Source organism: Caproiciproducens sp. LBM24188, from assembly GCF_054130445.1.
The window spans coordinates 914,120-927,483 of record NZ_CP196862.1 but is presented as its reverse complement, the minus strand read 5'-3'; the positions used below and the strand labels follow the sequence as shown (position 1 = coordinate 927,483).

The 13,364-nt window shown below is 46.5% G+C and carries 11 protein-coding genes and 2 tRNA genes; 9 read left to right on the top strand and 4 right to left on the bottom strand.

Annotation, left to right across the window (positions count from 1 at the left end):
* Window positions 1-106 precede the first annotated feature (106 nt).
* Window positions 107-1,834: a DEAD/DEAH box helicase gene (locus ACSVDI_RS04370; RefSeq protein WP_457945040.1), complete on the bottom strand. Its 1,728-nt coding sequence runs from the start codon at window positions 1,832-1,834 to the stop codon at window positions 107-109.
* A 404-nt stretch (window positions 1,835-2,238) separates the two neighbouring features.
* Here ACSVDI_RS04370 and ACSVDI_RS04365 point away from each other — a divergent pair, with 404 nt between their 5' ends.
* The 7 genes from ACSVDI_RS04365 to ACSVDI_RS04335 all read left to right on the top strand — a co-directional run bounded on the left by ACSVDI_RS04365 (window position 2,239) and on the right by ACSVDI_RS04335 (window position 9,106).
* Window positions 2,239-2,934 (top strand): Crp/Fnr family transcriptional regulator, encoded by a 696-nt coding sequence (locus ACSVDI_RS04365; protein ID WP_457945039.1) that lies wholly within the window; start codon window positions 2,239-2,241, stop codon window positions 2,932-2,934.
* Window positions 2,935-2,976: 42 nt separating this feature from the next.
* On the top strand, window positions 2,977-3,732 hold the full coding sequence (locus ACSVDI_RS04360) for a nucleoside phosphorylase (protein WP_457945038.1): 756 nt from the start codon (window positions 2,977-2,979) through the stop codon (window positions 3,730-3,732).
* A 1-nt stretch (window position 3,733) separates the two neighbouring features.
* Complete coding sequence (locus ACSVDI_RS04355; RefSeq protein ID WP_457945037.1) at window positions 3,734-4,339, top strand: ECF transporter S component; 606 nt, start codon at window positions 3,734-3,736, stop codon at window positions 4,337-4,339.
* A 249-nt stretch (window positions 4,340-4,588) separates the two neighbouring features.
* A complete protein-coding gene (locus ACSVDI_RS04350) occupies window positions 4,589-5,329 on the top strand; it encodes an energy-coupling factor transporter transmembrane component T (RefSeq protein WP_457945598.1) in 741 nt (246 codons plus the stop codon).
* On the top strand, window positions 5,317-6,180 hold the full coding sequence (locus ACSVDI_RS04345) for an energy-coupling factor ABC transporter ATP-binding protein (RefSeq protein WP_457945036.1): 864 nt from the start codon (window positions 5,317-5,319) through the stop codon (window positions 6,178-6,180). The genes ACSVDI_RS04350 and ACSVDI_RS04345 overlap by 13 nt, the downstream gene beginning before the upstream one ends.
* A complete protein-coding gene (locus ACSVDI_RS04340) occupies window positions 6,173-6,982 on the top strand; it encodes an energy-coupling factor ABC transporter ATP-binding protein (protein WP_457945035.1) in 810 nt (269 codons plus the stop codon). Before ACSVDI_RS04345 ends, ACSVDI_RS04340 begins: the two co-directional genes overlap by 8 nt.
* A gap of 87 nt (window positions 6,983-7,069) precedes the next feature.
* A complete protein-coding gene (locus tag ACSVDI_RS04335; protein ID WP_457945034.1) occupies window positions 7,070-9,106 on the top strand; it encodes a thioredoxin domain-containing protein in 2,037 nt (678 codons plus the stop codon).
* A gap of 524 nt (window positions 9,107-9,630) precedes the next feature.
* Here ACSVDI_RS04335 and ACSVDI_RS04330 read toward each other — a convergent pair.
* Both ACSVDI_RS04330 and ACSVDI_RS04325 read right to left on the bottom strand, forming a co-directional pair.
* Window positions 9,631-9,706, bottom strand: a tRNA-Thr gene (locus ACSVDI_RS04330).
* A 3-nt stretch (window positions 9,707-9,709) separates the two neighbouring features.
* Window positions 9,710-9,786: transfer RNA gene (locus tag ACSVDI_RS04325), tRNA-Asp, on the bottom strand.
* 256 nt (window positions 9,787-10,042) lie between these two features.
* Here ACSVDI_RS04325 and ACSVDI_RS04320 point away from each other — a divergent pair.
* Both ACSVDI_RS04320 and ACSVDI_RS04315 read left to right on the top strand, forming a co-directional pair.
* Window positions 10,043-11,425 carry an amino acid permease gene (locus ACSVDI_RS04320; protein ID WP_457945033.1) on the top strand — a complete coding sequence of 461 codons (1,383 nt, stop codon included), beginning with the start codon at window positions 10,043-10,045 and terminating at the stop codon, window positions 11,423-11,425.
* A gap of 354 nt (window positions 11,426-11,779) precedes the next feature.
* Complete coding sequence (locus ACSVDI_RS04315; RefSeq protein ID WP_457945032.1) at window positions 11,780-11,911, top strand: hypothetical protein; 132 nt, start codon at window positions 11,780-11,782, stop codon at window positions 11,909-11,911.
* Between the two features lie 288 nt (window positions 11,912-12,199).
* Here ACSVDI_RS04315 and ACSVDI_RS04310 read toward each other — a convergent pair whose 3' ends face one another.
* Window positions 12,200-13,192 carry a polysaccharide deacetylase family protein gene (locus tag ACSVDI_RS04310; protein WP_457945597.1) on the bottom strand — a complete coding sequence of 331 codons (993 nt, stop codon included), beginning with the start codon at window positions 13,190-13,192 and terminating at the stop codon, window positions 12,200-12,202.
* Window positions 13,193-13,364 lie beyond the last annotated feature (172 nt).

The window sequence follows — 13,364 nt, the reverse complement described above, 5'->3', positions numbered from 1 at the left end:
CCCAGCTGATTTTTTCCACAAATCGCACGAATCCAAGGGCCTGCTTTTCTAACCAAATTTCCTGCTCCAATACAGTGATGGTTAACGGAGCACGACGGCGGAAAAGTTATTTTGCTTTCCGTTTATTCCGACCGGCAGAATGCAGATGCCCGGAATAGAACGGAGCGCGGGGTTTGCCGCCCAAACGGCGGTTCTTGGGCTGGGACATTCCGTTCTTGCTCCCGGGATTATGGCCAGCCTTCTTGTTTCCGGATAAGGCGGCATGTACCGTGCGTTGTTTGATTCGGTATCCGTTCATCTTCTGCACTGCAAATGCCGCGTCAGCCGGAGCCATTTCAATGGTGGTATGCTCGCTGTGCATTTCGATTTTGCCAACCGCACCAATAGGCAGGCCGGTTGCTTCTACAATAGTACCAAGCAGGAAATCTGGCTTGATTTTGCTGTTTGTCCCAATATTAAGGCTTAATTTGGCTTTTCCCGGTTCCATAACCGCTGATTTCGCGGAATCCGGTTGCATCTTTCGGACGTTTTTCAGCGCGCTAAGTTTCCGGCCCTTTCCACTCATTTCCTCACACAGCGCCGCTGCGATATTTTTTGCTTCATAGCCATCCTGCTCCAGTGCCTCAACAAATGTGAGCCATTGTGAACCATTGTTTTCCGCAACAAGCTGTTTAATTTTCCCCCGGAACTTTTTCAGGCGCCGCTCCTGAATCTCCGCAAGATCGGGTATCGGGGCTTCCTGAATCTTCAAATTCATAAACTTCTCCAGGGAATACAACCGCTGAAGCTGGCTCCGGCTTGTAGCCAGGGTATAGGACGCGCCCGTTTTCCCCGCCCGGCCGGTACGGCCGATGCGGTGAATGTAGTACTCATCCTCATCGGGAATATCATAATTGAACACGGCGTCAACATCTTCGACATCGATTCCGCGTGCGGCAACATCCGTTGCAACAAGGATGCTGTTTCGGCCGGTTTTAAAATCGCTCATAACCTGATTCCGCTGGTTTTGCTTTAAATCGCCGTGTATGCCGGCCGTTTGAAATCCGCTGTCGTTTAACTCTTCACACAGCTCATTCACCATTTTTTTCGTGTTGCAGAAAATCACTGCACGCTTCGGATGATGATACTCCAGTAGCAGCTTTAACGCATTGATTTTATCCGCCTGATGGATATGGTAGTAAAACTGCGATATGTTATCCACCGTTTTTCGTCCCTGGTCCACCGCTATGATTTTTGGGTTAGTCTGAAACTCCTTCGTAATCTTCATGATGGCGGGCGGCATGGTCGCACTGAATAAAACCGTCTGCCTTGTTTCCGGCGCCTGCTTTAAGATGGTTTGAATGTCCTCTAAAAAGCCCATGTTCAGCATTTCATCTGCTTCATCAAGGATCACTGTTTTCAGATTTTCCAAAGACAAGGTTTGGCGGCGCATGTGGTCCATAATACGGCCCGGGGTTCCAATAATCATTTGTGCCGTACGAAGCTGGCGAATCTGCATCGGCATTGACTGCCCGCCGCAAACAACGGCAATCTTTATGTTCTGCAAATACTTGGAAAATTTGCGTACTTCTTCACTGGTTTGTATTGCGAGTTCCCGCGTGGGGCTTAAAATCAGCACTTGTCCTCTGGCTTGGCCGTTCTGGTTCACCATTTGAACAATGGGAAGCCCAAAAGCTGCGGTTTTCCCTGTACCCGTACTGGAGCGCCCAATTAAATCTTTTCCTTCCAACAATACGGGAATTGCGCCAACCTGTATGTCGGTTGCTTCTTGATACCCAATTTCTTCGGTTGCACGTACAATTTCAGGGATTAAATTCAGTTCGCTAAATTGCATTCTTTTTTTTCCTCATTTATTTTTATAATATTATGTCATTATAACACGAAATGATAAAAAGGAATGGATTCTGAATGAATTAACCTTGTTTATTAGAATCCGAGAAAGAATGGATGCCGAATTTTGAAAGCCAAGTTCGGGTTTTGGCATCTTCTTTGTGCTTTTACAACGCAAAAAGCAGTAAGTGGAAAAACATTCGCTTTGCCATTGATGTATGGATTCTATTGACGTATAATTCAATTAGATTATGGAAAATGTTTCCTAATTATATTTAAAATTGAAAAACAAGGACACATTTCCTAAAAGCACTGGATTTTGTAAATAAAATGTTAAGAAATGAATTGAAACAAGGACGAATGTCCTTATAATTTTATATAAAATATTCTAATATATAGGAGAAAATTATGGATAGTATAAACAATCTTATTTCAATTATTGAAAGCAATCCTGAGATTTATGAGTACTTAAAAAACTGTCCGTATCAAATATTGAAATGTTGGTCCATTGTCAGCTTCCATAAAAAGCAGAAAATCATTACACAGGGAGAAATCTGCGACGCATTTTTCATTATGGAAAGCGGCCTGGTTGATGTAAATACCGTTTCCGAGGACGGCAAGCAATATTCCCATGCGATTTATAAAGAGGGCAACTACCTTGGCGAACTTGAAATCTTTGACCAGATGGAATATTGCTGCAGCGCAACTGCATTGACCGATGTTCGGCTCTTAAAAATTTCGCGTCCTGATTTTCTGCGGTGGATGGAAATTGATCGTAATATTGAAAATGTGCTGTTACGCAATGTCTGCTCTAAATTTTATACGCTGTCCGTAAAGGCGGCTGAAGATACCTTTTATAGTTTGAAATACCGACTTTGCGAGTTTTTGCTGCAATGTGCCAAGCAGCATGCCTTTATGGACAACGAGCAAAGGCTGATGATTAATAAAGAAGCGTTAAGCAGCTACCTTGCGGTGACAAACCGCAGTATAAACCGCATAACCAAAGAACTGAAAGAAAAAGGAATTCTCGAAGTGGAAAATGGGTTTCTTGTGATTAAAAATACGGATCAGCTGCAAAAAGAACTGGAAGAAAGTAAGAAATAACTTCAATTCAAAATCCATATTCTTAAAGGAATGAGGAATATAATGACAAAAACAAATTTACAGCCACATATCAGATGCGGCGTGGAAGACGGTGCACCGTATGCAATCTTACCCGGTGATCCGAAACGCGTTGATCGAATCAAAGAATATTTGACGAATGTAACAGAAATTGCTTTTAACCGTGAATATAAAAGCATTCGCGGCTGCTATAAAGGTGTTCCGATTATAGCAGTATCAACTGGCATCGGCGGAGCTTCCATAGGAATTGCAGTGGAAGAGCTACATAACATTGGTGTTCAAACCATGATTCGAATTGGAAGCTGCGGCGCATTGCAGCCGGAAATCAAACTGGGTGACCTTATCCTGATTAATGGGGCAGTCCGTGACGACGGCGCATCAAAGACCTATATTGATGCGATTTATCCGGCCATACCGGATACGGAGCTGCTCTTTTGCACCATTGAGGCGGCAAAAGAACAGAAGTATGCTTATCATGTAGGCAGAGCCCGAAGTCACGATAGTTTTTACACCGATCGAGAAGAACAAATTGACGGGTATTGGGCCTCAAACGGAATTTTGGGATCCGATATGGAAACGGCGGCGTTATTTGTGGTTGGTGCACTGAGAGGAGTGAGGACAGCATCCATTCTGAACACAGTGGTCGAAAGTAACGGCGGACTTGAGGACGGGATCAGTAATTATGTAGAAGGCGAACATCTCACGCGACTGGGCGAAGAGCACGAGATTCTTACGGCACTGGAAGCAATTATTAAAATTAATAATAAAAAGGTGGTATAACATGAAAAAGAACAGTATGTGGTCGCTTAAGTTAAACACGGCATCATTGGTACTTATTCCTGCGGCAGTCGGCATCAATTACATAGGCAAGCTTTTTGCAGGCGCATTGAAATTGCCTTTGTGGCTGGACTCCATCGGAACAATTTTGGCTGCATGCTTGGCAGGGCCGATCGTGGGCGCGCTGTGCGGCGCAATCAATAACATTATTTATGGTTTTACGTTGGACCCTGTTTCTTTCATTTACGCCCTCTCTCAAGTGGGAATTGGCATCGTAGCCGGTGTTCTCGCTTATAAAGGCAAGATGAAAGGACTGGTCGGCTCAATCATAACCGGTCTTATCATCGCCTGCGTCGCTACGGTAGTATCAACCCCAATCAACATTGCCATGTATGGCGGTCAAACGGGGAATATTTGGGGCGACGCATTATTTACATGGTGCACGGCAAACCAGTTCCCAACATGGCTGGCATCGGGACTTGACGAGCTGGTAGTAGATATTCCGGATAAAGTGGCCGTTACGCTGATCGCCTTTGGCATTTATAAAGCATTGCCGAAGAAACTGACCATTTTGTATAAAAATGATCAGGCCATTGAGAGCTTAGATTAATCAATCCAAAACAGGTTCCCGATTTGGGACGGTGACAAAAGCCGTCCCAAATTTTATTATGAACCTGATGATGCAGCATCAAGTTGCTTGCGGCGATTTTTTGCTCTACACCCCGCCTGAGGGTGGTATCTTCCCTATTCCGCCGCTTATTGCGGGAGATTCATTTCGCGTTTCATCCACTTTGGACTACAGTCAGGAAGAAGGCAGTGACGTTTGAAAAGTATCAGTTTATATCAAGACAAAAACACCGTGATTCACAGAATTGACCCTTTGAGCAAAATTTTATATATACTTGTAGCAATCATCGTTCCGTTTCTGCTGGCAAGCCAAATTGCCTCGGCCGCTTTTATCTTAGTCAGCATCATCATTCTTTTGATGGGAAAGTCACTGAAAAGAACCGTGCCTATGCTGGGTTTTTCGGGTTTAATCCTTATTACGGTCGTAATTATACAGGGAATTTTCAGGCCGGATAATGTAACACCGGCTTTGGTATTAGGAAGCGTTGTATTTTATAAAGAAGGGCTGCTGTTCGCACTTGGAATTTCACTAAATGTCATCAACATTTTAATGAGTTTTTCCATTTTAGTTCTCACAACAAAGCCGTCCGACATGGTAGAAACCTTTGTACGCATGGGACTCTCCCCGAAATTAGGTTATGTGCTCAGCTCCGTCTTTCAGATTATTCCGCAAATGACCGAAACAATGGCAACAATTACGGATGCCCAGCGCTCCAGAGGCATGGAAACCGAAGGCAATCTGACAACACGAGTCAAAGCTTTCTTTCCGTTGATTTCGCCGGTGGTCATGAATTCGTTAATTACCACGAAAGAAAGAGCAATTGCGTTGGAAGTGCGCGGTTTTGACTCCAAACAGAAAAAGACTTTTTTGACCGAAGTAAAGAAAACTCGCTCTGAAAAAGTCATTAAAATTGTACTTGCTGCGGTTCTTATTTTATCATTGGTCGGGAGGGTGCTGATATGGCTAAGATAGTGGTTGAGCATTTAAAATATAGGTATCCGCTTACCGATGAATTAGCCTTAAAAGACATCTCCTTTACGATTGAACCAGGAGAATTCATCGGAATTATTGGCGAAAACAATGCAGGGAAAAGTACCTTGTGCCAAGCCTTAGTAGGTATTATCCCCAATTTCTATAAAGGCGCTTACGGCGGAAAAGTATTCATAGATGACCTAGAAGTGGCAAAACACAGCATTAGTGAGGTTTGCAGAAAAGTAGGCATTGTATTTCAAAATCCATTCAATCAGGTAACCGGGTCGAAACTCACAGTATATGAGGAGATTGCGTTTGGTCTGGAAAACATGGGACTTTCCAGAACAGAAATGATGGAACGCATTGATTATTCGCTGAAATTGCTTGATATTTATCAATATAAGGACAGGAATCCCTTTGACCTTTCCGGCGGACAAATGCAAAGGATGGCGATTGCAAGCATCATCGCGATGCGGCCGGAAGTCATCATCTTGGATGAACCCACCTCTCAGCTTGACCCACAAGGGAGCGAAGAAGTGTTCCGGGCGGTGCAAAGTTTAAGCCAGGAAGGCATCAGCATTCTTATGGTGGAACATAAAATGGAAAAGATTGCAGCATACAGCGACCATGTTATGCTGCTGAAGGATGGAAAAATGGTCGCTTTTGATACTCCTCAAAAAGTTTTTTCTTTGGAAAATTTAGAACAATACGGGGTGAATGCCCCCGCTTTCACGCGCATCTGCAAAAAACTGGGAATCAAAAATCAAAAAAACGGCTGTTACCCGGTAACATTGGAAGAAGCCGAAGGTGCGATAAACCTTCTTAAAAACGGGGGGATTGCGGATGAGTAACATAGAAATAAAGGACATGTACTTCAGTTACACGGAAAACGAGCCTGTTCTGAATGGAATTAACCTGACTTTGGATTCGCGAACAACAGCTATTATCGGGCAAAATGGTGCTGGGAAAACAACCTTTGTTAAGCTTTTAAAGGGTCTTTTAAAACCTACGCACGGTCAAATTTTTTGGGATGGAAAAGATATTTCCCAAATGACGGTTGCCCAGCTTGCCAAATATATTGGCCTTGTCTTTCAAAACCCGAATGACCAAATTTTCAAAGGCAAAGTCATCGATGAAGTGATGTTCGGGCCCATCAATATTGGAATGAGTCAGGAAGACGCACTGGACCATGCCAGAAAAGCACTCTCCATTGTCGGATTAGCCGGTACGGAAGACGAAAACCCATATGACATGGGGCTTTCAGACCGCAAGATGATTGCCATTGCTTCGATTCTTGCCATGGATACGGATGTGGTCATTTTTGATGAACCGACCATTGCGCAGGATTATAGGGCAAAAGAAAAAATCAAACAAATTATCCGCCAGTTGAAATCGGACGGCAAAATGGTATTAACGATTATTCATGATATGGATTTCGTAGCCGAATGTTTTGAACGAACCATCGTCTTTGCAAAGGGAAATGTGCTGTTGGATGGTCCAACAGCAGAAGTTTTTGCACAGAAGGAAAAATTAACGCAGGCCTATCTTGAACCGCCGCACGTTACCCAACTGTGCAATCGACTAGGATATCAACAAACATTTTTGACCGTAGAAGATTTTGTCGCCTATGTAAAAGGGACATTAAAAAAATAAGAAAACGTATCATGCGGATAAGAACGGATAACAATACCACCATGGAAGTAAATTCAATGAATCTTGAATTTGATTGGTGGTTATGCCATGAACACAAAGAAAGTCCCCAACAAACTGATTCATGAAAAATCGCCGTATCTTCTTCAACACGCGTATAATCCCGTTAACTGGTTTCCGTGGAGCGAGGAAGCATTTGCAAAAGCAAAAGCGGAGGACAAACCGATTTTTTTGAGCATCGGTTATTCCACCTGCCACTGGTGCCATGTAATGGCACATGAATCCTTTGAGGATCTGCAGGTCGCCGAAGTGCTTAATCGGAACTATGTCTGTATTAAAGTGGACCGCGAGGAACGCCCCGACGTGGACGCGGTTTATATGGCTGTTTGCCAAGCCTTTAACGGGAACGGTGGCTGGCCCCTGACGATTCTTATGACACCGGAGCAAAAACCGTTTTGGGCGGGAACTTATTTGCCTAAAACTTCGCAATACGGCCATATGGGACTGTTGGAGGTTCTGAACGCCATATCGTCATTATGGCATACCGATAAGAAAAGGCTGACGGAGGCGGGCGAAAACGTAGTGGAACAGCTGCAGCTACTGGAACAGAAAGAACAGCCGGCTCGCAAGCTGGACCATAATGTACTTTCCAGCGCTTTTAAATGGTTTCGCGGGGCCTACGATGCCGAATGGGGTGGATTCGGCCGTGCTCCCAAGTTCCCAACCCCATGCAATCTGCTGTTCCTGCTGCAGTATTCCGCGGCGGAGCAGGAGAAAACGGCGCTGGAAATGGTGGAGCATACGCTATTCCAGATGTACCGGGGCGGAATCTACGACCATATTGGCGGTGGATTTTCACGGTATTCCACCGATGAAAAGTGGCTGGTGCCGCATTTTGAAAAGACACTTTACGATAATGCGCTGCTTGCTCAGGCTTATCTTGCGGCATACCGAACAACCCACCATTTGTTCTACCGCCGGGTAGCCGAAGCCACGCTGAATTATGTACTGCGTGAGCTAACCGACAAACAGTCCGGCTTTTACTGCGGGCAGGATGCGGACAGCGATGGCGTTGAAGGGAAATACTACACCTTTACACCCGACGAAATTCGTACCGTTCTGGGGCAAACAGACGGTAACCTATTCTGCAGTTGGTTCGGGATAACCGACGCTGGCAATTTTGAAGGCAAAAATATTCCAAACCTGATTGCAAATCCAAGATTTAAAGAAGAAAATCCACAAATGGAGGATTTCTGCAAGATTCTCTATTCTTATCGTCTGAAACGGACGCCGCTTCATAAGGATGATAAAGTTCTGACCGCATGGAGCGCTCTGATGATTACCGCACTGGCGGATGCCTGGATGACCATACGGAATGCGGCCTATTTAAAATCGGCGCAAGAGGCGCAGCAGTTCCTTTCGAAATCCCTTACAGACCGGAGCGAACGCCTGTTGCACCGCTGGCGGAACGGCGAGAGCGGAATCGATGGTCAGCTGGACGACTATGCGTTTTATTCCCTTTCGCTGCTCAGGCTTTATCAGGCTACCTTTGATGTTTCCTATTTAAACGAGGCCGTCGCATATTCCAGACAGATGGTTGAGCTTTTCTTTGATCCGGAGAAAGGCGGCTTTTATTTGTATGCAAAGGACGGCGAGCAGCTGATCAGCCGCCCCAAGGAGGTCTACGACGGAGCCATGCCTTCGGGGAATTCCGTTGCCGCAATCGTCCTGACAGAGCTTTTCAAGCTTACTGGCGAAACAGAATGGCAGCAGCTCAGCCAAAAACAGTTTGATTTTCTGTCCAGCTATGTTCACGACTTCCCCGCAGGGTATTCCGCATCCCTGCTAGCTATCGCGAAGATGACGTATCCTTCCCAGGAACTGGTGTGCGCAACCTCAGAGCACCGGATTCCGCCGGAGTTAACTGATTTTTTATGGGAATCTTCGCAGCAGCTTCCGTTTGTACTGATTAAGACGAAAGCAAATCAGCAAGCACTTGCCCAAGCCGCGCCATTTACCGAAAGCTACCCGATTCCCCTAGAGGGAACCGCCTATTACCTTTGCAAAAACGGAGCCTGTGCCGCGCCGGTAACCAGTCTGCAAGAGCTGAAACAGATGCTTCACTAATTCTTGCCGGTATCTGTAAGGCAAGCGAACGTTGCGGGCGTGCAGTCACGTTCTGCTGAGTTATATCGCCTGCATCAATTTTGCCACGATATCAATGGTCCAATAAATATGCTTAATTATAAATAGTATGTATACAATTTGTACTTTAATTGTTTTAATATACCAAAAGTTTTTAACCGTTCGCTTCGATTACGAAGCAAACATCGAAAAACCGAAAAAATCAATGTGAAATTATAACTTGCAGATTTTGCTTACCATGTTTGAATATTTCTCGAAATCAAATGCCACAAACATGAACCAAGGCATAAAACAGCCCGCCGGGAAGAAACTCCCGGCAGGCTGTTTGTCCCCATGCCCTGGGTGGTAACGGGTACGGGTTACGCTCCGCTATGCTATAATTATTTTATATCATTTTAAGTGACTATTCGTCAATAGCATATAAGTTTTATTGATTAGGCAAACCATAAAAAGAAATACCGATTGCCAAAAAACCCGCTTAACTTTACAGCTAAGCGGGTTTTTTATGGAGCTGCTAACGCGATTCGAACGCGTGACCTCATCCTTACCAAGGATGTGCTCTGCCAACTGAGCCATAGCAGCAAATGGCGACTCGGATCGGGATCGAACCGACGACCTCTAGCGTGACAGGCTAGCGTTCTAACCATCTGAACTACCGAGCCAAATGAACTGACAACGTGATTTATTATACTGAAAAAGAGGGAACTTGTCAACATTTAAAACCAAAATATTTTATATTTTTTATTTTCTGCTCCCAACTAAAGTATGTCACCATTCCGCAGAATGTTTTTTCGGCTGGGAGGAATACTAGACGTTGATTCTGCGAACCGACCACATCCATTCGGGCGCATCTTCCCCTTCATCGAACGATCCGCTGTTTTTCGGTTTGCATACACGCATTAAGAAAGGGGGAATTCTATGCAGAAAAAAGAAAAGGGTTTATCTGCCTGGCAGCTCACCATGATGGCGCTCGGTACGGTAATCGGCGGCTCGTTTTTCCTCGGCTCTGCGGTATCCATCCACGCGGCCGGTCCGGCTGTGCTGTTTTCGTTTATTCTGGGCGGTGTGCTGGTCTATTTTATACTATACGCCCTGTCGGAAATGACGGTGGCAAACCCGGACGCAGGCTCTTTCCGCACATTTGCGGCCAGAGCATTCGGACAAGGAACCGGGTTTGTGGTCGGGTGGGTTTACTGGACCGGAATGGTGCTTGCCATGTCGAGCGAGGCCACCGCGGTATCCATTCTACTGCGGGAATGGATTCCAAACGTTCCAACCGCCCTGCTCGGAAGTCTCATCATCATCGGCGTCACCCTGCTCAATCTTTTGGGCGCGGATAAGCTGAGTAAACTGGAAAGCGGCCTTGCCGCCATTAAACTGCTGGCAATCGGCTCCTTCATTCTGGCTGCTGTTTGTCTAATTGCCGGTTGGCTCCCGGAGCACCGAGCAATCGGCACGGGGGAACTTGCAAAAGAACCCCTGATGCCATCCGGTATCAAGGGAGTAGCGGGAAGCATGCTGATTGTAGTGAGCTCCTATTCCGGATTTGAAATTATCGGCCTTGCGGCTTCGGAAGCGGAAGACCCCAAAAACACCGTACCAAAAGCGATTAACCGCACCGTGCTGTGGCTGGTGGGATTGTATATTTTATCCGAGGCTGTGCTTCTTCCTCTCATACCAACCGCAGACATCAACGAAAACACCAGTCCAATGGTGGCGGCGCTCGACCGCCAGGGCATCGGCTGGGCAGGTACCGTTCTGAACATTGTGCTGATTACCGCAATCCTTTCCACCATGCTGGCAGCCATGTTCGGGCTTGGACGCATGATTCGCTCCCTTGCCGACGAAGGACAGGCACCCGGCTGGTTGAAAGAGGAACAGGATGTTCCCCGGCGTGGGATTCTATTTTCCGGATTCGGCATGATGGTAGGGCTTGCTCTGGGACTGATGTTCCCGCGGGTCTATCTGTTTTTGGTCAGTTCCGGCGGTTTTGCCCTCCTCTTTATTTACGCCTCTATTATGGCAACGCATATTCGCTTTCGCAAGCAAAACGGCTGCCCGCCGGATGGCAAATGCCAGCTATGGGGATTTCCTTATACTTCGCTGGTTGTACTGATTCTTTTGGTTCTTGCCATTTTAAGCATGCCGTTTGTTCCGGGGCAGGAATCCGGCCTGATTGCCGGCATGGCGATGGTGGTTTTTTACTCGCTCTGTTACCAGATGACGAAACGGCGCACAAAAAGGGGCCTTCGACACCGGACTGCTTCGGCTCATAATTCCTGCCAAAGCCGGCAAAAATAAGAAAAGAAAGGAGTGTGCTCAGTTTGAAAGCAAAACAGGCAATTTTGCTCATTCTCTCTGCCGCGATCGTCTGTGCATTCGCAGGCTGCAAAAATACCCAGGGGAACTCCTCGTCAGCCGTAGTATCCTCCGAAACACCGAGCGGAGTTCTTTCGAGTGAACCAGCTTCCAGTGTGCCAGGCTCCGGCGGAACGCAATCGAGCCTCATCTCCAGCAGTCCGGCCACTTCTGTACTGTAACGGTGAAAAATCCAGCCGTTCCGGAGGAATAACCACAAAATTCGCATATTGACAGGCCCTTTCACTTTTTCATATTATGTAGTACCATCCTTGGAAGGAGGGATTGTCAGTATGTGTGGATTTTGGAGTTCGTGCTTCGGCTGTCGGGGATGCAGACGGGGATGCCGGCGCGGCTGCTGCCGTAGAAGGGGCTGCTGCAACTGGAACCGCCGCTGCTGTGGCTTCTGGTAAAATGGGTTTGATATAATACGGCTCGGCGCCCTCTTTTAGAAAGAGGGCGCCGATTGTTCATGGGGTCTTACGCGACCGCAGATACCTCACCGGATGTTCCCGCTTTGGCGGCGCTTTAAGAGTCAACACCGTCCGAAGCTGTTGGTCCGGCTGTGACACAAACTTCAATATTTTTCTTTCTTCTAGCCCGCAGCCAACTGCTGGAACGTCAACATTTCTTATATCACCAATAAATAGTCAAAACGCTGTCCGGAGGTTCCTCCGGACAGCGTTTCGGGTTGTTTTAAGTATTTATTTCTATTCCTTAAGATTTTGGAACCGGGAATATGTACGGCGCATTATTCACCGTATCGTCCAGCGTTTTAAACGTATAGCCTTCCTTTAATAGGGTTTCAAGAATCTTCGGCATTTGCTCAAGCGTTTTTTTCTTTGCCCCGGTGTTATGGCACAGCACAACGGAATGGGTGTGGGAGTGGACGCCTCGGATTACATTATTGTAAATCTGCTGCGCGGTGGTTCCCACTTCGGCATCTTCCGAACTGACATTCCAATCGTAATAGGTGTATCCCCTGCGGTTCATTTCCGTAATTATCGCTTTTGCCGTGCTGCGGTTATAGCCGTTCACACTTCCGCCGGCAAACCGATAGATATGGGTATCGACGCCGGTGGTTTTTAAAATCAGGTCATGCATTTTTGCAAAATCATCCAGAAATGCAGCCGGATCCTTATAAATCTGCCGGAACTGATGGGTGTAAGAATGTACGCCGATTGCGTGGCCGCGCTGCACAATATCTTTCATATCCTGCAGGTCCTGCCGGCCCGTTTTGCCGACCAGAAAGAATGTGGCCTTTACTTGATAACGGTCTAGAACCTCCAAAAGGGGTTTTGTCAGGTTGGACGGCCCGTCATCAAACGTCAGATAAACCGTTTTTACATGATCCGCGGCAGCGGCAGCGGGTTTCTGCACATTCAAATTAGGATACATGGCCTGATACACTGCCGGGTCCATCGGATGGGAGGAAGCCGGAGCGGAGGAAGTAGGGGCCGAGGATACAGGAACCGAGGAAGCAGGCACGGAAGAAGTCCGTACTGAGGACGACGCAGATACGGTGGAAGAACTGCTGCTCTGCCGCGCGGAGCTTGGAACGCGCGAGGAAACCGGCAGTGAGCTGCTATGTACTTCCAGAATAGAAACCGTTCCGCTTTCGGCTTGGGGATATCCTGTTCCAGATTTGGACAGCGGGTAGGAACTGACGGTATTTAACACATCAAAAGTAACTGCTCCGACTGACAGCACCAGCAAAAAAAGCCCCGCCAAAATCATCGTGTGCCAAACTCTTTTTCGGCGGCTATGCCTTGCTCTGGAATTCGTTGCATGTTTTGCATATTGATACTTCATAATGACACAGCTTTCGATGAAAATTGACAATTTCTATTTTCACTTCTATTATATACATTCCAATATAAAA